Here is a 24,969-nt window from a genome sequence, read left to right on the forward strand (position 1 = left end):
AACAGGACTTTCGCCATAACGGTCTCACGGTTGGCGTATCGCGACCTCGTGACGACAGTCACATACGAGTGATAAATTCGGCGGTGGAACGCGACCAGCGCACGGTCGGCAACCCGCCCGAATGCTGAAGGGAACCCCTTCATGAGCTCGTTTCCCAGCTCCGCCCCGCGCGTGGAGGAGTGGCGCCATCTCCGGATCTCCCGGGACGACGGTGTGGTGACCGTCACACTGAACCGCCCCGAGAAACTCAACGCCCTCACCTTCGGTGCCTACGCCGATCTGCGCGACCTGCTCGCCGAGCTGACCCGGGAACGCTCCGCGCGCGCCCTCGTGCTCGCCGGTGAGGGGCGCGGCTTCTGCTCCGGCGGCGACGTCGACGAGATCATCGGCGCCACCCTCGCCATGGACACCGCCGCGATCCTGGAGTTCAACCGGATGACCGGCCAGGTCGTACGGGCCCTGCGCGAGTGCCCCTTCCCGGTCGTCGCCGCCGTCCACGGGGCCGCCGCCGGAGCCGGGGCCGTCCTCGCCCTCGCCGCCGACTTCCGGGTCGCGGACCCCTCCGCCCGCTTCGCCTTCCTCTTCACCCGGGTCGGTCTCTCCGGCGGCGACATGGGCGCCGCCTATCTGCTCCCCCGGGTGGTCGGCCTCGGCCACGCCACCCGGCTGCTGATGCTCGGGGACGCGGTCCGGGCCCCCGAGGCGGAGCGGATCGGGCTGATCAGCGAGCTGGCCGAGGAGGGGCAGGCCGACGCCCGCGCCGCCGAGCTGGCCCGACGCCTCGCCGACGGCCCCGCCCTCGCCCTCGCCCAGACCAAGGCGCTGCTCACCGCCGAGCTGGACATGCCGCTCGCCGCCTCCGTCGAGCTGGACGCCAACACCCAGGCGCTGCTGATGCACGGCGAGGACTACGCGGAGTTCCACGCCGCCTTCACCGAGAAGCGGCCGCCGAAATGGCGGGGGCGGTAGCGGCCATGCCGGCCCCTGTGCGGCGCATCGCGGTCATCGGCGGCGGCCCCGGCGGTCTCTACGCCGCCGCTCTCCTCAAGCGGCTCGACCCGGCCCGCGAGATCACCGTGTACGAGCGCAACGCCCCCGACGACACCTTCGGCTTCGGTGTCGTCCTCTCCGACGAGACCCTCGGCGGCATCGAACACGCCGACCCCGAGGTCTACCGCGCACTGAGAGCTGAGTTCGTCCGCTGGGACACCATCGACATCGTCCACCGCGGCCGGACCCACACCTCCGGCGGCCACGGCTTCGCCGCCCTCGGGCGCCGTCGGCTGCTGGAGATCCTGCACGAGCGCTGCGCCGCCCTGGGCATCGACCTCCGCTTCCGGGCCGCGGCCCCACCTGCCGACGAGCTGGCCGCCCACCACGACCTGGTCATCGCCGCCGACGGCGTACACAGCGCGACCCGCCAGGCGCACCCCGAGGTCTTCGGCCCGTCCCTCACCGAACACCGCAACCGCTACATCTGGCTCGCCGCCGACTTCGCACTCGACGCCTTCCGCTTCGAGATCGCCGAAACCCCGCACGGCGTCATGCAGCTGCACGGCTACCCGTACGCCGCCGACGCCTCCACCGTCATCGTCGAGATGCGCGACGAGGTATGGCGGGCCGCCGGGCTCGACACCTCTGACGTGGCCGAATCCACCGCCCGCTGCGCCAAGTTCTTCACCGAGGCCCTGGACGGCCGCCCCCTGCGCGCTAACAGGTCCAGCTGGCTCACCTTCCGTACGGTCACCAACTCCCGCTGGTCGCACGGGAAAACCGTCCTCATCGGCGACGCCGCCCACACCGCGCACTTCTCCATCGGCTCAGGCACCAAGCTCGCCGTCGAGGACGCCCTCGCCCTGGCCGCCTCCATCGGGGAACAGCCGGACCTGACCGCCGCGCTGGCCGCGTACGAGGCCGAGCGGCGCCCGGTCGTCGCCTCCACCCAGCGGGCGGCGGCGGCCAGTCTGCGCTGGTTCGAGGAGCTGGCCACCTATGTCGACCAGCCGCCCCGCCGCTTCGCGTTCAACCTGCTCACCCGCAGCCGCAGGGTCACTCATGACAACCTGCGGCTGCGCGACGCCTCCTTCACCGCCGCCGTCGAGGCGGAGTTCGGCTGCCCGCCCGCCACTCCGCCGATGTTCACCCCGCTCCGGCTGCGCGGCCTCGAACTGCGCAACCGCGTCGTCGTCTCCCCCATGGACATGTACTCGGCCACCGAGGGGTTCCCCGGCGACTTCCACCTCGTCCACCTCGGCGCCCGTGCGCTCGGCGGGGCCGGACTCACCATGACCGAGATGGTCTGCGTCAGCCCCGAAGGCCGTATCACCCCCGGTTGCACGGGTCTGTGGACCGACGAACAGGCCACCGCCTGGCGCCGGATCACCGACTTCGTCCACGCCTCCGCCCCCGGTGCGGCCATCGGCGTCCAGCTCGGTCACTCCGGCCGCAAGGGCTCCACCCGGCTGATGTGGGAGGGCATCGACCAGCCCCTGGAGACCGGCAACTGGCCGTTGAAAGCCGCCTCCCCGCTCGCGTACACACCGGGCGTCAGCCAGGTGCCGCAGGCACTCGACGTGGCTCAACTAGTCGACATCCGTGCGCAGTTCACGCAAGCCGCCCGCCGAGCCGCCGACTCCGGCTTCGACCTCCTCGAACTCCACTGCGCCCACGGCTACCTGCTCTCCGGCTTCCTCTCCCCGCTCACCAACCACCGCACCGACGCCTACGGCGGCCCGCTGGAGAACCGGCTCCGCTTCCCCCTCGAAGTCTTCGACGCCGTCCGCGAAGTCTGGCCCACGGGCAGCCCGATGACCGTCCGGATCTCGGCCACCGACTGGGCCGAGGGCGGCACCGACGCGCAGGACGCCGTGGAGATCGCCCGCGCCTTCGCCGCTCACGGGGCCGATGCCATCGACGTCTCCACCGGCCAGGTGGTGCCCGAGGAGCGCCCGGAGTTCGGCCGCTCGTACCAGACCCCGTTCGCGGACCGGATCCGCAACACGGTGGACGTCCCGGTCATCGCGGTCGGCGCCATCTCCTCCTGGGACGACGTCAACTCCCTGCTCCTTGCGGGCCGCGCCGACCTATGCGCCCTGGGCCGCCCGCACCTATTCGACCCGAACTGGACCCTGCACGCTGCGGCCGAGCAGGGCTACGCAGGCCCGGCCGCGCCCTGGCCCCTCCCGTACGTCGCGGGCAGCCGTCCCCCGCCCACGGGCCGCCCGGACGCACCGAAGCCCCGGCTCGCGCTGGGGTGAGGAAGGGTGTGCGGTGGGGCCAATTCCCTTCTGCAGAACGGAAATCCGAGTAAAATAGGTCTCCTACTCGGGGGAGAGCAGATGTCTGAACTACTGGCGGCCACCGCTGTCATCGCACCGTTCGTGAGCGCCGCCGCCACATCCTTGGCAGGGGCCGTTGTCGACTCCGCTCGGGATCGCATCGCCGACAGTGCGGTGGAGCGGGGGCGAAGACTGCTCGGCGTGGTGCTGCACCGGGGGAGCGGAGACCCGCCCCTCACCGGCCAGGACGCCGCCGCGGCCACGGCCATCGAGGAGCTGCCGCGGCGGGAGCGGGAGATCCTGGAGAGTGCCATAGGGGAATGGCTGGCCGACGGCGGCGACCTGAGCACCCGGTCCCTGGCGCACTCCATCAGGACCGTACACAGCGAGTACCGAGCGGGCGACCGGACATACGTTGCGTCGTACGGGGACAGTTCCCCGGCGATCGGCCATCTGGGCACGGCGACCTTCCACTTCAACCGCGGCCCGGACGGCGGAACCGCTTGACGGCCGAGCCGCCGGCGCGGGGCGACACCGTCACGCATGGGCCCAACTCACCGGCGATCGGCTTCGTCGGCAAGCTGTTCCTCAGCGTGTTCCTCGGAGACTTCGTCGACTTCACGGACCAGGCGAAACGCTGGAGCGTCTGGAACTGGCCGCCCTTCCTGCTGGTCGTCTCGCTCGGCGCCTACGCGCTGATCCATGCCCCCGACGGACCTGTGCGCCAGTTCCTCTGGGTCCACCTCGCTCTCGGCACCGCGGTCGCCCTGGCGCTGGTCCGGCTGGTCCTGCCGGCGAGGGGCACCCGGGCCCACCGGCGCGTCCTGATGTCGGCGGCGGCCTTGATCTGCTCGTTCGCCGGCGTGGTCGGCATGGATCACCTTGCGGACCACGGTGAGATCGACGTCACCGGGCGGAGCCGCATCAGCGGCGGCACGGTCACCGACGGCTCCCAGCTGCGGCTCGTGGTCGACAGCCCCGCCGACCGCTCACGGCTGCGGCTGTCCCTCACCGTCCGGGACGCCGCCAAGGCCGCTCAGTTCTGCGCGCCGGAGACCCGCTACTCCGCCCAACTGCTGGGGAACGCCAGTACCCGCGTCGACGATGTGCGCAGCGGCCAGACGATCGATCTGCCCCTGGGCGGACTGCAGGGCGCGATCGACGTGGAGATCACGCTGCTGACCGAAGAAGGCTGCCTGATGAACCTGTTCGTCGCGGACGCCGTACTTCACGACTGAGAGGACACCGTGGCCCCCACCTCCACGGCCGTGCGCTCGGCGCGGCCCCTGCCCGGCCGGCTGCTCGGCATCGTCGCCACGCTGGTCCTGCTGGCGGGCCTTGCCGCCTGCTCCTCCAAGGAGCCGGAGCGGGAGTTCCTCGGCGTGAAGCGCATCACGGTCGCGATGCACAACGACCTGCCCGGCCTGTCGTACTCCTCGAACTACGACCGTTCCGGACTGGACTTCATCATGTTCCAGCACATCGAGGAGGAGATCGACGTCGACTTCAGCGAGCCTGTCGACGTCTCCTCGGGGGACCGGGTCACCCAGCTGCTCCAGCGAAAGGCCGACATGACCATCGCGTCGTTCTCCATCACCGCCGAACGGATGGACGAGATCGACTTCGTCGGGCCCTACCTCAAGACCCGGCAGGGCTTCCTCGTCGGCCCGGACGGCGCCGATGTGGAGCGGCTGGCCGATCTGCGGGGCAGCCAGATTTGCACCTGGCAGGGAACCACCTCGGTCCAAGCCCTGGACGGCATCAGGGAGACCACCGGCGCCGATCCGGTCACCCTGACCGATGCGTCGGACTGCATCGAGCGGCTCATCGGCGGTCAGGTGAAGGCGGTCTCCACCGACCAGGCCATCCTCTACGGCTTCGCCCGGCAGTACGAGAAGGAGGGCCTGCGCGTGGTGCCGGACGTGACGATAGGAGCTCCTCAGCACTACGGCATCGGTCTGCCGAAGGGACACACCGCGGACTGCCGCAGGCTGGAGTCCTGGCTCAAGAAGCACGTGGGGACCAGCAGTTGGATCAGGGATGTCGAGACGTCCCTCCCGGCACTCATCGAAGAGGATGCGGGCTGGATCAGCAGCCACAAGCCGAGCGCCGCCGAGATCGAGGCGCGGTCGTGCCGCGACAGCATCAGTCCCTGACCCGCACGAACCGCTCCCCGGCGTCCCGCAGCCTCCCGTGCAGCTTGCCGAACACCTCCGCCGAGCGCCCGCCCGGCCAGCCCTTCGGTAGCAGCTCCTCCGGCAGTCCGGGGTCCGCGTAAGGGAGTTGGCGCCAGGAGTCCAGAGCCAGCAGATAGTCCCGGTAGGCCTCCTGCGGGCGGGCGCCCTCCTCGGTCTCCCAGGTCGCCTCCCACTCGCGGAGCACCGGTTCGTGCAGGTCCAGGAAGTCCAGGTGGAGGCGGGCCACCGCGTCCAGGTCCCACCAGCGGGCCACCGACGCGCGGGTCGCGGCGAAGCCCAGGTGGTCGCCCCGGAACAGGTCGACGTACGGGGTGAGTTCGAGCCGCTCCAAGGTGTGCCGGGTCTCCTCGTAGAGGCCGGCGGGGGCGATCCACACCCCGGGGGCCGCCGTGCCGAAGCCGAGGCGGGCCAGCCGGGAGCGCAGCAGATGGCGCTTGGCGCGTTCGGCCTCGGGGACGGTGAAGACCGCGAGCACCCAGCCGTCCTCCAGCCGGTGCGCCGGGCGGCCGTAGATGCGCCCGTCGCCGTCGTCGAGGAGCTGGCGGGCGTCCGGCGAGAGGGCGTACCCCGCCGAGCCGTCCGCCGCCCGCGCGGCGACCAGCAGCCCGCGCCGCTTCAGCCGCGAGACGCAGGAGCGTACGGAAGGGGCGTCGACGCCCACGGCGTGCAGCAGGCGGATCAGCTCGGCCACCGCGAAGGGTGAGCCGTCCGCCGGACGGCCGTATGCGCCGTAGAGCGTGATGATCAGGGAACGGGGGGTGCGCAGCTCGGCCACGTGATCACTCTAGAGGTGCCGGTCCCGGAGCAGGAACCGCTGGAGCTTGCCGGTCGCGGTGCGTGGCAGGGACTGTTCGAAGACGAAGGCGCGCGGGCACTTGTGCGGGGCCAGGCAGGCCTTCATATGAGCGCGCAGCGAGTCGGCCGTCTGCTCCGAGCCCTCCGTCAGCACCACGTGCGCCACCACGATCTCCCCGCGCAGTTCGTCCGCCCGGCCCACCACGGCCGCCTCCGCGACCTCCGGATGGCCTAGCAGGGCGTCCTCCACCTCGGGGCCCGCGATGTTGTAGCCGGAGGAGATGATCATGTCGTCGGCGCGGGCCACGTAGCGGAAGTAGCCGTCCGGTTCGCGGACGAACGTGTCGCCGGTCATGTTCCAGCCGTGCCGGACGTACTCCGTCTGCCGGGGGTCGGCCAGATAGCGGCAGCCGACCGGGCCGAGCACGGCGAGGAGCCCCGCCTCGCCGTCTGGCAGTTCCTCGCCGTGCTCGTCGACCACCTTTGCCTGCCAGCCCGGCACGGGGACGCCGACGGTGCCGGGGCGGATGGCGTCGTCGGCGGCGGAGATGAAGATGTGCAGCAGCTCGGTGGCCCCGATGCCGTTGATGATGCGCAGCCCGGTCGCCTCGAACCAGGACTGCCAGGTCGCCGCGGGCAGGTTCTCCCCGGCCGACACGCAGCGGCGCAGGGCGGAGAGGTCATGGCCGTCGAGCCGGCCGAGCATCGTGCGGTAGGCGGTCGGCGCGGTGAAGAGGACCGAGACCCGGTGCCGGACCAGCGCGGGCAGCAGGTGCTGCGGTCCCGCCTGCTCCAGCAGCAGCGTCGAGGCCCCGGCCCGCAGCGGGAAGACCAGCAGCCCGCCGAGGCCGAAGGTGAAGCCGAGCGGCGGGCTGCCCGCGAACACGTCGTCGGGGAGCGGTCGCAGCACCTGGCGGGAGAAGGTGTCGGCGATGGCGAGCAGGTCCCGGTGGAGGTGCATACAGCCCTTGGGGCGCCCGGTGGTCCCCGAGGTGAACGCGATGAGGGCGACCTCGTCGGCGGCCGTGTCGACCGCCCTGTACGGGCCGGAACCGGCGTGCGCGGCCGCCAGCCGGGTCAGGTCGCCGGGGCCGTCGCCGCCGAACAGGGTCGTCCGCAGACCGCCCACGTCCGCCCCTGCAGGGCCCGCCGCCTCCTCCAGGTCCTCGGCCGAACGGATGTCGCACAGCGCGTGGCTCACCCGGGCCAGCGAGCAGATGGTGGCCAGTTCACCCGCCCGCGCCTGCGCCAGTACGGTCACCGCGACCGCGCCCGCCTTCATGACGGCGAGCCAGCACGCGGCCAGCCAGGGCGTGGTGGGCCCGCGCAGCAGCACCCGATTGCCGGGCACCACGCCCAGGTCGGCGGTGAGCACGTGGGCGATGCGGTCCACCGTCTCCCGCAGCTCGCCGTAGCTCCAGACGCCCCCGTCACCGGAGCGCAGCGCGGGACGGCCCGGGCCCCGCTCCTGCACCGTGCGGTCCAGCAGCTCGTACCCGCAGTTGAGCCGGTCGGGGTAACGCGGCCCGGGATCGTCCAGGAGGAGCTCCGGCCACTGCTCCGGCGGTGGCAGATGGTCGCGTGCGAACGTGTCGGTGTGCGCACCGGGGACGCGTACGGACGCGTCGGCGGCGGCTGTGGGCGTGTTCGGCGAGGAATTCGGCTCCATGAAGGATCGCCCCCTTGTCGCCTTCGGAGCGTATCGTTTGGGTGACGGTAGTCAACAGTTCGCGATAAGCCAGGGATGCGACAGAGCAACAGACGCGACAAGAGAGGCGTCGCCATGACGGCATTCTCCCTCGAACCGGAACAAACCGCCTGGTGCGAGGAGCTGCGCACCCTCGCCGAACAGCAGCTGCGCCCGCTGGCGGAGAAAGGAGAGGCCGGGCGCGTCAACCGCCCCCTGCTGGCCGCCCTCGGTGAGCTGGGCCTGCTGGAGCGGCTGTTCTCCTCCGGCGCGCTGGACCTGTGTCTGCTGCGGGAGTCCCTGGCCCGGGGCTGCACCGAGGCCGAGACCGCGCTCGCCCTCCAGGGCCTGGGCACCACGCCGATCGTCCAGGCGGGCACCCCCGCCCACCGCGCACGCTGGCTCCCCGGGGTCCGGGCGGGGCGGGCGGTCGCGGCGTTCGCGCTGAGCGAGCCGGGCGCGGGGTCCGACGCCGGGGCCCTGAGCCTGGCCGCCGAACCCACCCCCGGCGGCTGGCGGCTCACCGGCGAGAAGTGCTGGATCTCCAACGCCCCCGAGGCCGACTTCGCCACCGTCTTCGCCCGCACCACCCCCGGCGCCGGCTCACGCGGGATCACCGCGTTCCTCGTCCCCTCCGACCGCCCCGGACTGACCGGTTCCGCCCTCGACATGCTCTCCCCGCACCCCATCGGCACCCTGGAGTTCGACGGCGTTCCGGTCACCGCCGACGACGTCCTCGGCGAGCGGGACCGGGGCTTCCGGGTCGCGATGGACACCCTCAACCTCTTCCGCCCCAGCGTCGGCGCCTTCGCCGTCGGGATGGCCCGCGCCGCCCTCGACGCCACCGTGGACCACACCGCCCGCCGCACCGCGTTCGGCGGCCCCCTGAGCGACCTCCAGGCCGTCTCCCACCAGGTCGCCGAGATGGCCGTCCGCACCGAGGCCGCCCGCCTCCTGGTGTACGCGGCGGCCGCGGCCTACGACGCGGGGGAGAGCGGCGTGCCGCGCCGCGCCGCCATGGCCAAGCTGTACGCCACGGAGACCGCGCAGTACGTCGTCGACACCGCCGTCCAGCTGCACGGCGCCCGGGCCCTGCGCCGCGGCCATCTGCTCGAACACCTCTACCGAGAGGTCCGCGCGCCCCGGATCTACGAGGGTGCGAGCGAGGTCCAGCGCGCCATCATCGCCAAGGAGCTGTACGCGTCCGCCGCCGCCCGGCAGCCGGCGGCCGAGGAGACTCAGGAGCCGCCCGTATGAGCCCGTCCCACCGGATCAATCCGCCCGAACTCCCGCCGCCCACCGGCTTCTCGCACGCCGTCGTCGCCACTGGGGGCCACCTGGTCTTCCTGGCCGGGCAGACCTCCCTCGACCCGGAAGGCAAGGTCGTCGGCGCCACCCTGCCCGAACAGTTCGCCACCGCCCTCACCAATCTGCTGACCGCCCTGCACGCGGCGGGCGGCGCCCCCGCCGACCTGGCCCGCGTCACGGTGTACGCCACGGATGTGGCCGACTACCGGTCCCACGCCGCCGAACTCGGCCGGATCTGGCGCCGGTCGGCCGGGCGCGACTACCCGGCGATGGCCGTCATCGGGGTGGCCCGGCTCTGGGACGAACAGGCGATGGTCGAGATCGACGGGATCGCCGTGCTGCCCTGAGCCGGCGGCGGCCCCGACGTCATGCCGCATGCGCGCACAGGACCCGAAACCACACTCTTCCTCAGTATCGCGTCAAGACAGTCGCTACCGGACTCTCCGAGTGTGGCACCACATGGAACGCCTTCACCTGCGTTCACAGCGGCCCCCGCGTCCCCGGCTGACGCTTCCTCGGGCCCGACGCGGGCCTCGGTGTGCCGGATCGCGTGCGGCGTGCCGGTCCGATGAATCCACTGGGGCGATATATCTGTATTTGGTGCCCTCTATCTCGGTTGTCTCGCCGCTCGACCCGGACGCCACGCTGTGATCGGGCTCATCATCGGCCACTTAGTCCTGGCCGCCTTCGCGGGGCCGCTGGTCCACCGGCTCGGCAGGCGCGCCTTCCTCGTGCTGGCGCTGCCTCCCGTCGCCGCCACCGTCTGGGCACTCACCCAGTGGAACACCGCCGCCTCCGGTGAGGCCGTCACCTGGTCCTGGCAGTGGATCGCGGACTACGACGTCTCCGCCGACCTCCGCCTGGACGCGCTCTCCGAGCTGATGGCCCTGATGGCCGCGGGCGTCGGCGCCCTCGTCCTCGTCTACTGCGCCTCCTACTTCCGCGACGACACGCCGCAGCTGGCCCGGTTCGCCGGGAACCTGCTCGCCTTCGCGGGGGCGATGCTCGCCCTCGTCCTCGCCGACGACCTGATCACGCTGTACGTCTTCTGGGAGCTGACCACGGTCTTCTCCTTCCTGCTGATCGGCCACGGCAGCGAAAACCGCCACAGCAGGCGCTCCGCGCTCCAGGCGCTCACGGTCACCACACTCGGCGGCCTCGCCATGCTGGTCGGCTTCCTGATCGTCGGTCAGGCCGCCGGCACCTACCGGATCTCCGAGATCGTCGCCGATCCCCCGGAGACGAGCCTCGCCATCTCCGTCGCCCTCGTGCTGGTCCTGTCCGGGGCACTGTCGAAGTCCGCGATCTGGCCGTTCTCCATGTGGCTGCCGAACGCCATGGACGCGCCCACCCCGGTCAGCGCCTATCTGCACGCGGCCGCGATGGTCAAGGCCGGTGTCTACCTGGTCGCCCGGCTCTCCCCGGCCTTCGCCGACGTACCCGTCTGGAAGCCCGTCATCCTGGTCCTCGGCGGAGCGACCATGCTGCTCGGCGGCTGGCGTGCGCTGCGCCTCAACGACCTCAAGCTCGTCCTCGCCTACGGGACCGTCAGCCAGCTCGGCTTCCTCACCCTGCTCGCCGGGACCGGAAACCGGAACGCGGCCCTCGCCGCCGTCGCCATGATCCTCGGGCATGCCCTGTTCAAGGCGCCGCTCTTCCTCGTGACCGGCATCGTCGACCACTCCACCGGCACCCGCGACCTGCGGAACCTCTCCGGTATCGGCCGGTCCCTGCCGTACGTCGCCGCCGTCGCCGTCCTCGCCGCCGCCTCCATGGCCGCCCTGCCGCCGCTCCTCGGCTTCGCCGCCAAGGAGGCCGCGTTCGAGGCGCTGCTGCACGGCTCGGCCGCCGACCGCTGGGCGCTGGCCGTCGTCGTGCTGGGCTCGGCGCTGACGACCGCGTACACCCTCCGCTTCGTCTGGGGAGCCTTCGCCCGCAAGCCCGGCGTCCCCGACACCCCCGTACACCGCGTGGGCTGGTCCTTCCTCGCCCCGCCCGCCCTGCTCGCCGTCCTCGGCCTGGTGCTCGGCCCCGGCGTCGGTCTGACCGACCGGCTGTTCAGCGCCTACGCCGACACCTATCCGGTCCCCGCCGACCCCTACCACCTCGCGCTCTGGCACGGGTTCGGCGTCGCGCTGCTCCTGTCGGCGCTCGCCTGGGCGGCCGGTGCCGTCCTCTTCGCCGGGCGCGACACCGTGACCAAGGTCTCCCGCCGCATCGCCTGGCCCACCGCCGACAGTGTCTTCGGCCATCTGCTGCTCGGTCAGGAACGGCTCGCCCTCCAGATCACCGGCTTCATCCAGCGCGGTTCCCTCTCGGTCTACCTGGCGACCACGCTGCTCGTCATGGCCGGCGGGCAGCTCGCCGTGCTCGCCACCGACCAGCCCTGGCAGGGCGCTCCGCCCCCCCGGCTCTGGGACAACGGGCTCCAGGGCGGCGTGGCCCTGCTCACCTGCATCGCGGCGCTGCTCTGCCTGACCGTACGCCGCCGCATGAAGGCGGTCGTCCTCAGCGGCCTGATCGGCTACGGCACCGCCCTGCTCTTCGTCGTCCAGGGCGCACCGGACCTGGCGCTCACCCAGTTCTGCGTCGAGACCGTGGCGATGATCGTCTTCGTCCTCGTGCTGCGCCGGATGCCGGTCCACTTCGAGGAGACCGTCTCCCCCTGGCGGCGCGCTATCCATATTCCGGTGGCCCTCCTCGCGGCCGGCACCGTCGGCGTCGCCGTCTGGGTGGCCGCCGCCGCGCGGACCGCCGAACCCGCAGGCGCCGCCATGGTCGAGGAGGTCGCCGACCACGGGTACAAGGACGTCGTCGCCACGATCCTCGTCGACCTGCGCGCCTGGGACACCATGGGGGAGTCCGCCGTGCTGGCCACCGCCGCGATCGGTGTCACCAGCCTCATCTACCTGCACCGCCGCAGCGACGGTCCGATGCTCCCGGAGGAACTGAAGGGCCGCACCGCCTGGTCGATCGCGGCACAGCACACCGCGCGCCTGCCGCAGGGCGACGAGGCGGCGCCCGAGCGCGGCTGGCTGGCCGCCGGCTCCACCCTCGCCCCCGAGCACCGCTCGATCGTCTTCGAAGTGGTGGCCCGGCTGCTTTTCCACCCGATCCTGATTCTCTCGGTCTACCTGCTGTTCTGCGCCGAGAACATGCCCGGCGGCGGCTTCGTCGCAGGGCTCGTCGCCGGAGTCGCCCTCATCACCCGCTATCTGGCCGGCGGCCGATTCGAACTGGCCCAGGCCGCGCCCCTGCAACCGGGGCTCTTCACCGGACTCGGCCTGTTCATCTCGACCGGGGTGGGGCTCCTGGGCCTCGTGGACGGCACCGTGCTGCACGCCTTCACCTACCACGGGCACCTGCCGTTCTTCGGCGACTTCCACATGAGTACGCCGGTCCTCTTCGACTTCGGCGTGTACCTGCTGGTGCTCGGCGTCGTCCTGGACATCGTCCGGGCCCTCGGCGCCAAGATCGACCGGCAGATCGAACGGGCCGCCGGCGCCCTCGCCGCCTCCGACAGCACGACGGCGGAAGGGAACCCCCGATGACCGTCAGCGCCTCACTCCTCCTCACGGCCATGGTGCTCTGCGCCGTGGGCGCCATCCTCATGCTGACCCGCCCGCTGACCCGCATCCTGCTCGGCGCCGTCATCCTGAGCAACGGGGTCAACCTGCTGATCCTCGCCTCGACCGGTACCGCCGGCGCCGCACCCCTCCTCTACGGGGTCGACCTGCGCCGGGTCACCGACCCGCTGCCGCAGGCCATCGCCCTCACCGCGATCGTCATCACCCTCGGCACCACCGCGTTCCTGCTCGCCATGGCCTACCGCAGCCACCAGATCACCGGCACCGACGAGGTGCACGACGACCTGGAGGACCGGCGCATCGTGCTCCGCGCCGAAGTGTTCTCGGAGCGCGCCCAGCTGCGCGAGGAGTTCCGCTCGGGTTCGGAGCCCACCGCGGACGAGCGCGAACGCTACCGGGAGGAGCGCCGCAGACTCCGCGACCGGCTGCGCGCCGACCGCGCCCGCCAGGCCCGTGGCCGTGACGCCTCGGGCGACCTCTGGAACGACGTCATCGGTGCCGACCCCGAGGACTACGAGCGCGACGGCGACACCGAGGCCGACGACCGCAATCCCCGCGACGAACGAGGAGCCACCGGATGAACGCGCTCGTCCCGCTGCCGGTGCTCCTGCCGCTGTGCGCCACCGGCCTCAGCCTCACCTTCGGCACCAGGATGCAGCGCTTCCAGCGTTTCGTCAGCGTCGCCGTACTCACCGCCGTCCTGGCGCTCTCGATCATCCTGATGATCGCCGCCGACCGCCACGGCCCGCTCTCCGTCCACCTCGGCGACTTCGCCCCGCCGCTCGGCATCACCCTCGTCGCCGACCGTCTCACCGGGCTGATGCTCACCGTCTCCTCGGCCGTCACGCTCTGCGTGCTGATCTACTCCATCGGGCAGGGCATGACCGACCGGGACAAGGAGACCCCGGTTGCGGTCTTCCACCCGGCCTATCTGATCCTCGTCGCCGGGGTCTCCTGCACCTTCCTCGCGGGTGACCTCGTCAACCTCTTCGTCAGCTTCGAGATCATGCTGGTGGCCAGCTTCGTGCTGCTCACCCTCGGCGGCACCGGGCCCCGGATGCGGGCCGGCTCCACCTACGTGATCATCTCGCTGTTCTCGTCGATGGTCTTCCTCATCGCCATCGCCATGACGTACGCGGCCCTCGGCACCGTCAACTTCGCGCAGCTCGCCGAGCGGCTGCCCGGACTCCCGCTCGGTGTGCAGACCCTGATCGAAGCGATGCTGATCACCGTCTTCGCCATCAAGGCCGCCGCGTTTCCGGTCGCCGCCTGGCTCCCCGACTCCTATCCGACGGCGCCCGCGCCGGTCACCGCCGTCTTCGCCGGACTTCTCACCAAGGTCGGCGTCTACTGCATGATGCGGACCGAGACCCTGCTCTTCCCCGGCAACCGGATCGGCGACCTGCTCATGGCCGTCGCCCTGGCCTCGATGATCATCGGCATCCTGGGCGCGGTCGCCCAGACCGACCTCAAACGGCTGCTCTCCTTCACCCTGGTCAGCCACATCGGCTTCATGGTCTTCGGGATCGGGCTCGCCACCCGCGAGGCGTACGGCGGCGCCATCGTCTACGTCGTCCACCACATCACCGTGCAGACGACCCTGTTCCTGGTCGCCGGGCTGATCGAACGCCGGGGCGGCACCAACGAGCTGACCCGGCTCGGCGGACTCGCCAAGGCCGCGCCGTTACTGGCCCTCCTCTTCTTCGTCCCCGCGATGAACCTGGCCGGCATCCCCCCGCTCTCCGGCTTCATCGGCAAGCTCGGGCTGATGCGCGCGGGCGTCGCCGAGGGCTCCGCCTGGGCCTGGATCCTGGTCGCGGGATCGGTGGTCACCAGCCTCCTGACGCTGTACGTGACCGCCAAGGTGTGGAACCTGGCGTTCTGGCGGGCGGCCCCGCCCGGACAGGCCGAGGCGGGCACGCTGCTGGAGTCCGGGGACGACACCGACGACGACACCGACGAGGGCCCCGACAACATCCCCGGCACCGGTGATGAGGGCATCGAGCCGGTGCACCGCCCGGCGGGTCAGACCGTCGCGGCGACGCAGCACGGACGAGCCGTCATCACCACCAGCCGGCTGCCCCGGCCCATGATGGCGGCGACCGCCGCGACCATCGCGCTGGCCCTGTCCTTCACCGTGTTCGCCGGACCGCTCACCGCTTTCACCGACCGCTCGGCCGTCGAGCTGCTGGAGCGAACGCCCTACATCGAGGAGGTGCTGGGCAAGTGAGCCGTCTCCCGCGGTTCTCGTACCGGAACGCCGACCTGCCGCCGATGAGCTGCAAGGTCGGCCGACGCGGACGAGTGCTGGACCTGCCGCTGATCGCCTGGCTCACCCTCATCTGGGTGCTGCTCTGGTCCACCTTCAACCTGGCCAACATCATCACGGGCGTCGTCGTCGCGAGCGCGGTCTGCCTGGCCTTCCCGCTGCCGCCGGTCGACCTCGGGCTCCGGCTCCACCCGTGGGGCATCATCCGCCTCGCTGCGTATCTGCTCTACGACATGTACACCTCGGGCGTGCGGGTCACCCGGCAGATCTTCAGCGGTACACCGCACCAGGCCGCCGTCATCGGCGTGCCCCTGCGCTGCCGCGGCGACCTGATGCTCGCCGCCGTCGCGGTGGCCGTCTCCAACGTGCCGGGCGGCTCCGTCATCGAGGTGCGCCGGGCCACCGCCACCGTCTTCCTGCACGTCCTGGACGCGGACCGGCCCAAGAAGCTGGAAGCCGCCCGGCGGCAGGTCTGGCGGCTGGAGGAACTGACCGTACGGGCCTTCGGCACCCGGGACGAGATCGCACGTGTCGCCGAACCGCCCCCACCGCCGCAGCTTCCTGCCGGAAGGCCCGCACCATGAGCGTTCCCGAACAGGTCGACCGTATTCTGCTGACCGCCGCCATCGTCCTGGTCCTGGTGGCCGGCCTTCTGCTGCTGGTCCGGATCTGGCGGGGCCCCTCCATGCTGGACCGGGCGATCTCGCTGGACGTGATCGCCGCCCTGATCATCGCCGGCCTCGGAGCGAAGTCCGCCGTCGCGCTGGACTCGTTCTACTTCCCGATCATGATGGTGCTCGCCTTCCTGGGCTTCACCGGATCGGTGGGCATCGCCCGCTTCATCGCCGTACGCGACCGGCCCGCCGCCACCGTCCCGTCCCGGGCCCCGGGACCGGACCCCGACGAGACCAAGGAGGGCCCGCAGTGAACGTCTGGCTCCAGATCCTCGACACGGCCGGGGCCCTGCTCGTCCTCCTCGGCGCCGCGATCTGCCTGCTCGGGGTGATCGGCATGCTCCGGCTGCCCGACGTCCTCTCCCGCAGCCACGCCGCGACCAAGCCCCAGACTCTCGGCATCATCCTGGTCCTTGCCGGGGTCGCCCTCCGGCTGCGCACCGGCATGGACCTCGCCACGCTCGCGCTCATCGCCTTCTTCCAGATGCTCACCGGCCCGGTCGCCTCGCACCTGGTCGCCCGCTCCGCGTACCGCACCGGACAGGTCGAGCACGAGGAACTGCTCTTCGACGAACTGGACGAGCAGCTCACCGACGAGAGGTAACCCGCTCACTCCTCGAACTCAGGCTCCGTCTTTGGGCCCTTCCCCTTCCGCGGGCTCCCGTCAGACACCGGGGAAGCGGCAGGCCACCTCGCGGGAGGCGGCGGGGCGCAGCAGAGGCCGCTCCGTGACCGGATCTCCCGCGCCTCTCCACCCGATCGTGATGTTCAGGCCCGGCCAATCACGCCACGGCCCCGGTGTCCGCATGCCATGATGCGGGCAATGCCGGACGCTGGGGGGCGTATGGGAAGCACGGGCACAGTGCTGCGCGAACTGCGCGGCGCACAGAAGAGCGCCAAGGGCGTCTCGCTCTACTCGCGGTACGTGAACCGCCCGGCCGGGCGGGTGCTCGCGGCGGGCGCGTACCGGGGCGGACTGACGCCCAACCAAGTCACTCTGGTCAGCGCGGGGTTCACCTACGGCGCGCTCGCGGCGGTCGCACTCGTCGAACCGTCCTGGACGCTGGGGCTCGCCGTCTACGCGGCGCTCGCCGTCGGCTTCGCCTTCGACTCCGCCGACGGTCAGCTCGCCCGGCTCACCGGTCGGGGCGGGCCCGACGGGGAGTGGCTGGACCACGTCGTGGACTGCGGCAAGCTGGTGCTCGTCCACGCCGCCGTACTGATCTCCTTCTACCGCTTCGGTGAACTGCCGTCGGACGCGTGGCTGTTGCTGCCGCTGGGCTTCCAGCTGGCCGCCGTGGTGATCTTCTGCGCGGGGCTGCTGCGCGAACAGCTCGGAAAGGCGGCGGCCACCGCACAGGCGGCTGCCACGCCGGCCGCACCGGCGGCACTCGCCGCACCGGTCTCCCGGGTGCGGGCGGTCGCCCTGCTGCCCGCCGACTACGGGGTGTTCTGCCTGGTGTTCCTGCTGCTCGGCGCACCCGGGGCCTTCCGGGCCGGGTACGCCGTGCTCGCGGTGGTCCACACGCTCTTCCTGGCGGCCTTCCTCGCCAAGTGGTTCAGGGAGCTGAGAGCGCTCCGTCCCGGCTGACGAGCACGTCCAGCGCCCGGCGCAGCTGGGTGCTGGACGTGTGCACGGTGTACGGGAAGTAGACGACCTCCACGCCGACCTCGGCGAAGTCGCGCTCCAGCTTCTTCCCCTTCTCCGTGCCCCGCCAGTCGTCGCCCTTGAAGATCACGTCGAACCGGACCTGCTGCCAGGTCTCGACCTTGTCCGGCACGGTCTCCACGAACGCGGCGTCGACGAACCGCACACTGCGGACGATCTCCAGCCGTTCGCGCAACGGGATGACGGGCGTGTGGCCCTTGGCGAGGGCGGCCATCTCGTCCGACACGACCCCCGCGACCAGGTAGTCGCACTGACTGCGGGCATGCCGCAGGATGTTGAGGTGTCCCACATGGAACAGGTCGTACACCCCGGGTGCGTACCCCACCCTGTGCTGCACCATCCGTATCTCTCCCCCCACGGTCAACGTGATCCGGTGATGTTCCAACGACCTTACTGTGAAGAACACTTGTGCAAGCCGTGAACGGATAAGCTCGGTAGGGGCTGTTCCCGCAGGGAGCAGCGGCTGCTGTGGGGGGAAGGCGATCGTCCGATGTCCGATGTCGAACGGCACAGGCCGTTTCTGAACCGCCGCCTTCTGGTGGTCTCGACGAACTATGCACCAGAGGTCACGGGCATCGGTCCGTACGCCACTCAACTCGCCGAGCACTGGGCGGCGTCGGGTGCGCGGGTCCGGGCGCTCACCGGGATGCCGCACTATCCGTCCTGGCGGCTGGACGAGGCGTACCGGAGCGTGTGGCGGACGGTGGAGATACGCGGCGGCGTCGGCGTGCACCGGCGCAGGCACTACGTGCCGCCGCGCCAGACTGCCGTGAGGCGTGCGGCGTTCGAGGCGTCCGTCCTCGCCACCGGGCTGTTCGCGCCGCCACCGGGAAGACCGGACGCCGTGATCTCGCAGATGCCCAGCCTCGCCGGCGGAGTGATCGGCGCCCGCCTCGCCCGCCGCCACCGCGTCCCGTACATACCCGTCGTCCAGGACCTGATGGGCGCCGCCGCCGCGCAGAGCGGCATACGGGGCGGCGGCCGGGCGGCAGCCGTCGCCGCGGCGGCCGAGCGGTACGCCCTGGGCGGCGCCACCCTCGTCGGCGTCATCCACGAGAGCTTCGTCCCCGGCGTCACCGCCCTCGGCGTCGACCCCGGCCGCATCCGGCTCGTCCCCAACTGGACCCATGTGCAAGGGCCCACCGCCGACCGGGCCGCCACCCGGGCCCGGCTCGGCTGGGACCCGGCGACCCCCGTCCTGCTGCACTCCGGCAACATGGGCCTCAAGCAGGGCCTCGACGTCCTGATCGGCACCGCCCGCCTCGCCCCGGACGTCCGGGTCGTCCTGATGGGCGACGGCAACCAGCGCGACGCCCTGCGCGCCCGCGCCGAGGGGCTGGCCAACGTGGACTTCCTGGAGCCGGCGGGGGCCGGGGAGTTCACCGACGTCCTCGCCGCCGCCGATGTCCTCGCGGTGACCCAGCGGGCCTCCGTCCTCGACATGAGCGTCCCCTCCAAGCTCACCTCGTACTTCGTCTCCGGCCGCCCGGTCATCGCCTCCGTCGCCGACGAGGGCGGCACCGCCGACGAGGTGCGCCGCTCGGGCGCCGGGGTGCTCGTCGCCCCCGAGGACCCGGCCGCCCTGCTGGAGGCGGTGCGGAAGCTGGCCGCCGACCCGGCCGCGGCCGACACCCTGGGGGCCGAGGGCCCGAAGTACGTGGCGCGCCACCTGAGCCGGGAGGCGGGGCTCGCCCGTTTCGACGACCTGCTCGCCGAGGCCTTGCAGGACGGACAAGGGAGCCCGAGCCGATGACCCCCGTGAACCGTGTCCTGGACGACCAGGACGAACCGGCGCTCCTGCGCGACCAGTTCCGCCAACTCCTGCGCTACCGGGCGCTGCTGGCGGTCGGCGTCGTCATCGGGCTGCTCGGCGGCGGCTACCTCGCCCTCAGCGGCGAGGACACCTACACCGCCACCGGCGAGGTGCTGGTCCGTTCCGCCATCTCCGACCCCTTCGCCAGCGGGGCCACCGCCGACAAGGGCATCAACATCGGCTCCGAGCGCCAGACCGCAGTCAGCGACACCGTCGGCACCCTGGCGGCGGGCACCTTGCTCAAGAAGGGCGACGACGTCGCCGCCCGCGAGCTGCTCGCCGGGCTCCAGGTCACCAACCCGCCCAACACCCTCACCCTCCGCTTCGCCTACACGGGCGCCACCCCCGAGCAGTCCCGGGCCCGCGCCGAAGCCCTGGCCAACGCCTATCTGGCCCACCGCAAGGCGCGCACCGAGGAATCCATCAAGAACATGTCCGACGGCTACCGGGCCCAGCTCGATCCGCTGGAGGAGAAGCGCGACCTGCTGGAGAGGCAGACCGGCTCGGGCTCGGCCGACGACGTCACCAGCGCCCGGGCCAACATCATCGTCTCCATCTCAGAGCTCAGCCGGAAGATCTCCGAGCTCAAGGCACTGGACACCACCCCCGGCTACCTCAACAAGAAGCCCGTCGCCCCCACCTCGCCCACCGGCCCCGGCCTGCCGCTGCTGCTCGGCCTCGGCGCTGTCGTCGGTCTCGCGCTTGGGCTGCTGCTCTCCTGGGTGCGGCTCGTCTTCGACCCCGCCGTACGCTCCACCCGCGAGCTGGTCCGCTCACTCGGCGCCCCGCTGCTCGGCACCCTGCCCCGCGAACGCCAAGCCGCCGGGGCGGTGCTCGCCATCGGCCGCAGCGGCTCCCGGCTCGCCGAGGAGTACCGGGCCGTCGCCTTCCGGCTCGCCTACGACCCCTCCTTCGCCGAGAGCCGCCGCCTGCTGGTCACCGCCCCGCGCGGCGACAACGAGGAGGCGGCGGCCGCCGCCGCCAACCTGGCCGCAGCCTTCGCCGAGATGGGCCGCGATGTCCTCCTGGTCGAGGCCGACCTGCGCACCCCCTCCCTCGCCCGCGCCCTGGGGCCGGCCGCGCACGAGGTCCGCCCGCCGCGCTGGGCCGCCGAGGAGGGCGACGGCAGCTGGCCCACCGGCGGCCGCTCCAACGTGGACGTCCCCGGCTCCGGAGCCTTCGCGCTGATCCCGGGCACCACCGTCGACAACGTCCCGCGCGCCCTCACCTCCACCCCGGTCGGCCGCATCGTCGCCGAGGCCGACCGCCCCGGCAGCGTCGTCATCGTCCTCGCCCCGCCCGTCCTCTCCTATGCGGACGCGGTCGCCCTGGTGGACCGGGTGGAGGGCGTGATGGTCGTCTGCGACCCGCGCGCGGTGCACCGCAGCGACCTGGAGCGCATCCGCGAGATCATCGGCGCCTCCGGCGGCTCCGTCCTCGGCGCCCTGCTCCACCCGGGCAGACGGCGGCTGACCTGGTCCGAGCGCCACCCGAAGTCCACCCGGCGCCGGAGCGGTGGCGGCACAGGCCCCACCCCCACCGCCGAGCCGGAAGCGCCCGAGATCACCGGCGACCCGACCGAAACCCTCGGCCTGCGCTCCTTGACCCTTCCGGCGGCGCGGCGGTGAGAGCCCGCACGGCCGTCCTCTGCTCGGTCGCGGACCAGGGCGTGGCGGCGCTCACCAACATCCTGGTGCTGGTGGCCGCCGCCCGGCTCTCCACCGTCGCCGACTTCGCCCGCTTCTCCGCGGTCTACCTGGTCTTCACGGTGCTGCTCGGCGTCTCGGGCGCGTACACCGGGCAGCCCCTCGTCCTCAAGCGCGGGGCAGGGGAGGAGACGCGGGGTGCCTGCCGCTCCGCCGTCGCCTTCACCGTGCTCGCCGCGGCCGCGCTCGGCACGCTCCTGGCCGCCGTCTGCCTCCTCGCCCCCGGGGGCACGGCCCAGGCGCTGGTGATGCTCGGCCTCGTCCTGCCGGCGGTGCTGGGCCAGGACGCCGTACGGTACGCCTTCTCCTCCCTTCAGCAGCCCCATCTCGCCCTGTTGTCGGACCTGTTGCGGCTCGCCTGTGTCCTCGGCGCGCTCGGGACACAGGTGTACGGGGCCTCTCCCGCCCGCCTGATCACCCTCTGGGGCCTCTCCGCCCTGCCCGCCCTCCTGCTCTCCGCCGCCCTGCTCCACCGCTCCACCGCCGGTGCCCCGCTGCTGCTGCGGCCGATGCTCCGGCGCGGGCACCTCGGGCAGCGGTTCACCGTCGAGTTCGGCGTGGGCAACGCCACGAGCCAGCTCTCCGTCCTCGGCCTCGGCACGGTCGGCAATCCGCTCCTGGTCGGCGCCCTGCGCGGGGCGACCACCCTGTTCGGACCGCTGAACGTGCTGTTCACCTCCGCCACCTCCTTCGGCCCCCCGCTGCTCGGCCGCATCACCGACGAGCACCGCCGGGTGCGGGCCACCGCCGTCCTCGCCGCCGTACTCGCCACCACCGCAGGGCTCTGGGCCACCGTCCTCGCCCTGCTCTCCGACCGCGCCGGGCGCCAACTCCTCGGCGACACCTGGCCCGTGGCCGCCGCCCTGCTGCCCGCGACCGGCAGCCAGTACGCGGCGATGGCCGTCGGCACCTGCGGACTGCTCGCCCTGCGGATGCTGGACCCGCGCACCACGCTCGCCATCCAGGTGGTCTTCTCCCTCACCACCGTGGCGTTCCTCGCGGGCGGTTACGTCGTCGGAGGCGTCCTGGGCGCCGCCTGGGGGCTCTTCCTCGGCTCGCTCTGCAAGGCAGCCGCCACCTGGATCAGGGTGGCCCGGCTGCGCCGCCGCACCCCGTCCGCGCAGGAGACCGTCACCGCCGACGCTTTGCCCTCTGCTCCCTGAACGTGCTGATCAGCAGCAGACACAGCGCGGCGATGGCCAGCTTCCCCGCCGCCTGGAGCAGTGGGCCGCGCAGCAGGATGAAGGTGTATCCGGCGATCAGCGGCGCGGCGACGGCCAGCACGCTTCCGGGGCCGGGTCCCGCCCGCGTGACGGCCCGCGCGTACCGGCGGTCGGTACGGGCCGCCGCGTAGCCGATCAGCGCCATCCCGCCGGCCATCCCGGTCGCGCCGAAGTCGACCCAGAACTCGGTCCACAGTGGGGCCGACAGGTTGGTCATCCGCAGCCCCATCCACTGGCCGACCCGGACCCCGGTGTCCTCCGGCTTCCCGCTCCACACCGCGCGCGGCACGAAGAACAGGGCCGAGCCCGTCAGCTGGCGGCCGTAGGTGTGGCCCCGGGTGTCGACCCACGAGATGGTGTTGGCGAACATCACCATCTGGTCGTAGTCCTTGGTAACCAGCGGCTCGAAGACCGAGGCCGACTGCGCGGGCCGCTGCCCTTCGTCGTCGTACCGGAACTTGTCCGCGTACGGGAACACCACCAGCGCCCCCACCACCCCCGTCGCCAGCACCGTGCGGTAGACCGCCGCACTGCTCGGCATCGCAGTGAAGACGAACGCCATCAGCACCGTCAGGAACCAGTAACGGGCGTTGGAGATCGGGTTGTTCACCACCAGGTTCAGCGCCCCCAGCGCCACCCATACCAGCACCGTCGACGGGGTGCGGCGGGCCCGGTAGGAGGTCGCCAGGCGGCGGGTGTAGAAGAGCAGCGCCAGCAGCGCCGGGACCTGGCCGAAGCCCTTGAGGAACGCCGAGCCCACATTGGACCCCTCCGAGACGACCCCGCTCGCCGCCACGGTCTCGCTGATCTCCTGCCGGCTGGAGAAGAAGACCGCGGGCCCGCCCAGCTTCATCACGTAGAACGCGCTCGCCGCGAACGCCACCAGCACCAGCAGCCGCAGCCGCAGGGGATGCGCCACGGCGGCCCCGACGGCGGACCGCGCGGAGGGCGTACGCCGCCGCAGCGGGCGCCGCGAGGCCAGCAGCGCCCCCAGGTCGAAGGCGGCACACCCCACCAGGACCATCGCGACCGCCGTGACCAGGTCCTGGCGCGGCCCCACCATCGGGGTCGGCGTCTGCCCGATCACGACCTGGGCGAACGGGGCCACGCCCATCGCGATGTACACGAACATCCAGATGACGCCCTGGAGCAGCCGCCGCCGGGTGGAGAGGATCATCGTCGCGAGCCGGGCGCCCGCGTAGCAGGTCAGGACGAGCTGGAGCCAGTACGCGGCGTCCCGAACGCCGTTGCCCGGCTGCGCGGCGATCACCGCTGGCAGGAAGCAGACGAGACCCAGGATGAGCGGCACCGACACGGCCCGCGACAACATCGCCCAGGCGATCGGCCGCTCGGGGGGCTCGAAAGGGCCGCCCCGGGCTCTGGGCCGCTCCGGACGCGCGGCCCCGTCGTCAGGCCCGTCGTCAGCCGCGTCGGCGGCCGTGTCGTCGGCCGGTCCGTGCGCCGACGTGTGCACCGACGCCATGCGCCCCCCCCCCCGGGATCAGTGAATCACTGAACACTCTAACGAATCAGCCCACTTGGGGAGGGCCGATGACTACCCTGTGAACAAGTGGCCGTAGTCGAGGGGAACTCTGGTGAAAATCCTGCACGTCGTCACGCTCCACACCCCGGACCACGCCTTCGGCGGTCCGACCCGGGTGGCGCTCAACCTGTCCAAGGTCCAGCGTGCCGCCGGGGACGACGCCCGCATCATGGCCCTCGGCGACGGCTTTCCGGGCGGGGACCTGCCCAGCCATGTCGAGGGAGTCCCGGTCCACCTCTTCCAGGCCCGGCACCTGCTCCCGATGTTCGAGGTCAGCGGCATCACCTCCGCCGCACTGCTGCGCACCGCACGCCGCATGATGCGCGGCGCCGACCTCGTACACGTCCATCTGATGCGGGACCTGGTGACCCTGCCCGCCGCACTCCTCGCGCTCGCGACCCGTACGCCCCTGGTCGTCCAGACCCACGGCATGATCGACCCGACCGAGAAGAAGGTCGCCCAGCTCACCGACCTGCTCGGGGTGCGCAAGGTGCTGCGCAGCGCGGACGCCGTCCTGCACCTCACCGAGATGGAGCGGCTCGATGTGAACGCCGTCGCCGCCCCCGTCCCGCTCGCCCGCACCGTACGCCTGGTCAACGGCGTCCGCCCCCAGGAGCGCAAGCCCGCCCGCGACCCGGGCCGGCCGCCGACCGTGCTCTACCTCGCCCGGATCCAGAAGCGCAAGCGGCCCGAGGACTTCATCGCCGCGATGCCGCACGTCCTCGCCCGTCACCCCGACGCCCGCTTCGTCCTGGCCGGACCTGACACCGGCTCGCTGCCCGGCACCCTCGCCCTCGCCCGGAAGCTGGGCGTCACGGACTCCCTGGACCATGTGGGCCCGCTGGAGCACGACGAGGTGCTCACCGCCGGACGCGAGGCCGACGTGTACGTGCTGCCGGCGATCGAGGAACCGTTCCCGGTCTCGGTCCTGGAGGCGATGTCGGTCGGCACCCCCGTCGTCATCACCCGCACCTGCGGGCAGGCCCCCGATGTGGCGGCGGCCGGAGCGGGCCGGGTCATCGACAGCCGGGTCGGCGAGGACGCGGCCAACGCCCGCAAGGTCGCCGACGCGATCCTGGAGCTGCTGGAGCCGGAGGCCGCCGAGCAGGCGGGCAAGGCCGCCTGGGACCTGGTCAACGACCAGTTCACCATCGAGGTCGTCACGGCCACCCTCCGGCGGACCTACGAGGACGTGGTACGCCGGAGGCGAGGGTGAGCG

The 24,969-nt window shown here is 72.1% G+C and carries 22 protein-coding genes; 18 read left to right on the plus strand and 4 right to left on the minus strand.

What is annotated here, in order from left to right; translation table 11 throughout:
* Positions 1–141 precede the first annotated feature (141 nt).
* From ABZ154_RS23050 to ABZ154_RS23070, 5 genes are all read left to right on the plus strand, one after another.
* A complete protein-coding gene (locus ABZ154_RS23050) occupies positions 142–969 on the plus strand; it encodes an enoyl-CoA hydratase family protein (RefSeq protein WP_356835455.1) in 828 nt (275 codons plus the stop codon).
* 5 nt (positions 970–974) lie between these two features.
* Positions 975–3,257 (plus strand): bifunctional salicylyl-CoA 5-hydroxylase/oxidoreductase, encoded by a 2,283-nt coding sequence (locus ABZ154_RS23055; protein ID WP_356835457.1) that lies wholly within the window; start codon positions 975–977, stop codon positions 3,255–3,257.
* A gap of 81 nt (positions 3,258–3,338) precedes the next feature.
* Positions 3,339–3,785, plus strand: coding sequence for a hypothetical protein (locus tag ABZ154_RS23060; protein WP_356835459.1), 447 nt, complete (start codon positions 3,339–3,341; stop codon positions 3,783–3,785).
* The gene (locus tag ABZ154_RS23065; protein ID WP_356835461.1) at positions 3,782–4,516 is read left to right on the plus strand and encodes a hypothetical protein; all 735 of its coding nucleotides are present in this window, start codon (positions 3,782–3,784) and stop codon (positions 4,514–4,516) included. Before ABZ154_RS23060 ends, ABZ154_RS23065 begins: the two co-directional genes overlap by 4 nt.
* A gap of 9 nt (positions 4,517–4,525) precedes the next feature.
* The gene (locus ABZ154_RS23070; protein ID WP_356835463.1) at positions 4,526–5,434 is read left to right on the plus strand and encodes a transporter substrate-binding domain-containing protein; all 909 of its coding nucleotides are present in this window, start codon (positions 4,526–4,528) and stop codon (positions 5,432–5,434) included.
* Here the strand turns inward: ABZ154_RS23070 and ABZ154_RS23075 are convergent.
* Complete coding sequence (locus ABZ154_RS23075; RefSeq protein ID WP_356835465.1) at positions 5,424–6,251, minus strand: PaaX family transcriptional regulator C-terminal domain-containing protein; 828 nt, start codon at positions 6,249–6,251, stop codon at positions 5,424–5,426. The genes ABZ154_RS23070 and ABZ154_RS23075 overlap by 11 nt on opposite strands.
* A gap of 9 nt (positions 6,252–6,260) precedes the next feature.
* On the minus strand, positions 6,261–7,940 hold the full coding sequence (locus ABZ154_RS23080) for an AMP-binding protein (protein WP_356835467.1): 1,680 nt from the start codon (positions 7,938–7,940) through the stop codon (positions 6,261–6,263).
* 114 nt (positions 7,941–8,054) lie between these two features.
* Here ABZ154_RS23080 and ABZ154_RS23085 point away from each other — a divergent pair, with 114 nt between their 5' ends.
* The 9 genes from ABZ154_RS23085 to ABZ154_RS23125 all read left to right on the plus strand — a co-directional run bounded on the left by ABZ154_RS23085 (position 8,055) and on the right by ABZ154_RS23125 (position 17,387).
* Positions 8,055–9,215, plus strand: coding sequence for an acyl-CoA dehydrogenase (locus ABZ154_RS23085; protein ID WP_356835469.1), 1,161 nt, complete (start codon positions 8,055–8,057; stop codon positions 9,213–9,215).
* Positions 9,212–9,613, plus strand: a complete 402-nt coding sequence (locus ABZ154_RS23090; RefSeq protein ID WP_356835471.1) for a RidA family protein — start codon at positions 9,212–9,214, stop codon at positions 9,611–9,613. The genes ABZ154_RS23085 and ABZ154_RS23090 overlap by 4 nt, the downstream gene beginning before the upstream one ends.
* Before the next feature lie 300 nt (positions 9,614–9,913).
* On the plus strand, positions 9,914–12,817 hold the full coding sequence (locus ABZ154_RS23095; RefSeq protein ID WP_356835473.1) for a Na+/H+ antiporter subunit A: 2,904 nt from the start codon (positions 9,914–9,916) through the stop codon (positions 12,815–12,817).
* Positions 12,814–13,434: a Na(+)/H(+) antiporter subunit C gene (locus ABZ154_RS23100; protein WP_356835475.1), complete on the plus strand. Its 621-nt coding sequence runs from the start codon at positions 12,814–12,816 to the stop codon at positions 13,432–13,434. Before ABZ154_RS23095 ends, ABZ154_RS23100 begins: the two co-directional genes overlap by 4 nt.
* Complete coding sequence (locus ABZ154_RS23105) at positions 13,431–15,083, plus strand: Na+/H+ antiporter subunit D (protein ID WP_356835477.1); 1,653 nt, start codon at positions 13,431–13,433, stop codon at positions 15,081–15,083. Before ABZ154_RS23100 ends, ABZ154_RS23105 begins: the two co-directional genes overlap by 4 nt.
* A complete protein-coding gene (locus tag ABZ154_RS23110; protein WP_356835479.1) occupies positions 15,080–15,706 on the plus strand; it encodes a Na+/H+ antiporter subunit E in 627 nt (208 codons plus the stop codon). The genes ABZ154_RS23105 and ABZ154_RS23110 overlap by 4 nt, the downstream gene beginning before the upstream one ends.
* On the plus strand, positions 15,703–16,050 hold the full coding sequence (locus ABZ154_RS23115) for a monovalent cation/H+ antiporter complex subunit F (RefSeq protein WP_356835481.1): 348 nt from the start codon (positions 15,703–15,705) through the stop codon (positions 16,048–16,050). The genes ABZ154_RS23110 and ABZ154_RS23115 overlap by 4 nt, the downstream gene beginning before the upstream one ends.
* The gene (gene mnhG / locus ABZ154_RS23120) at positions 16,047–16,400 is read left to right on the plus strand and encodes a monovalent cation/H(+) antiporter subunit G (protein ID WP_356835483.1); all 354 of its coding nucleotides are present in this window, start codon (positions 16,047–16,049) and stop codon (positions 16,398–16,400) included. Before ABZ154_RS23115 ends, mnhG begins: the two co-directional genes overlap by 4 nt.
* Positions 16,401–16,640: 240 nt before the next feature.
* Positions 16,641–17,387 (plus strand): CDP-alcohol phosphatidyltransferase family protein, encoded by a 747-nt coding sequence (locus ABZ154_RS23125; protein WP_356835485.1) that lies wholly within the window; start codon positions 16,641–16,643, stop codon positions 17,385–17,387.
* Here ABZ154_RS23125 and ABZ154_RS23130 read toward each other — a convergent pair.
* A complete protein-coding gene (locus tag ABZ154_RS23130; protein ID WP_015612087.1) occupies positions 17,356–17,805 on the minus strand; it encodes an adenylyltransferase/cytidyltransferase family protein in 450 nt (149 codons plus the stop codon). The genes ABZ154_RS23125 and ABZ154_RS23130 overlap by 32 nt on opposite strands.
* 150 nt (positions 17,806–17,955) lie before the next feature.
* Between ABZ154_RS23130 and ABZ154_RS23135 the strand changes: the two genes are divergently transcribed.
* The 3 genes from ABZ154_RS23135 to ABZ154_RS23145 are packed head-to-tail and all read left to right on the plus strand — an operon-like array spanning position 17,956 to position 22,147.
* Positions 17,956–19,218 (plus strand): glycosyltransferase, encoded by a 1,263-nt coding sequence (locus ABZ154_RS23135; protein ID WP_356835487.1) that lies wholly within the window; start codon positions 17,956–17,958, stop codon positions 19,216–19,218.
* A complete protein-coding gene (locus tag ABZ154_RS23140) occupies positions 19,215–20,906 on the plus strand; it encodes a CpsD/CapB family tyrosine-protein kinase (protein WP_356835489.1) in 1,692 nt (563 codons plus the stop codon). Before ABZ154_RS23135 ends, ABZ154_RS23140 begins: the two co-directional genes overlap by 4 nt.
* Positions 20,903–22,147 carry a hypothetical protein gene (locus ABZ154_RS23145; RefSeq protein WP_356835491.1) on the plus strand — a complete coding sequence of 415 codons (1,245 nt, stop codon included), beginning with the start codon at positions 20,903–20,905 and terminating at the stop codon, positions 22,145–22,147. The genes ABZ154_RS23140 and ABZ154_RS23145 overlap by 4 nt, the downstream gene beginning before the upstream one ends.
* On the opposite strand, the gene ABZ154_RS23150 is transcribed toward ABZ154_RS23145, so the two are convergent.
* Positions 22,116–23,690 carry a hypothetical protein gene (locus ABZ154_RS23150; RefSeq protein ID WP_356835493.1) on the minus strand — a complete coding sequence of 525 codons (1,575 nt, stop codon included), beginning with the start codon at positions 23,688–23,690 and terminating at the stop codon, positions 22,116–22,118. The genes ABZ154_RS23145 and ABZ154_RS23150 overlap by 32 nt on opposite strands.
* 112 nt (positions 23,691–23,802) lie before the next feature.
* On the opposite strand from ABZ154_RS23150, the gene ABZ154_RS23155 reads away from it, so the two are divergent.
* Positions 23,803–24,966, plus strand: coding sequence for a glycosyltransferase (locus ABZ154_RS23155; RefSeq protein ID WP_356835495.1), 1,164 nt, complete (start codon positions 23,803–23,805; stop codon positions 24,964–24,966).
* Positions 24,967–24,969 lie beyond the last annotated feature (3 nt).

Source organism: Streptomyces sp. NPDC006261 (assembly GCF_040613515.1).
Taxonomy (GTDB): Bacteria; Actinomycetota; Actinomycetes; order Streptomycetales; family Streptomycetaceae; genus Streptomyces.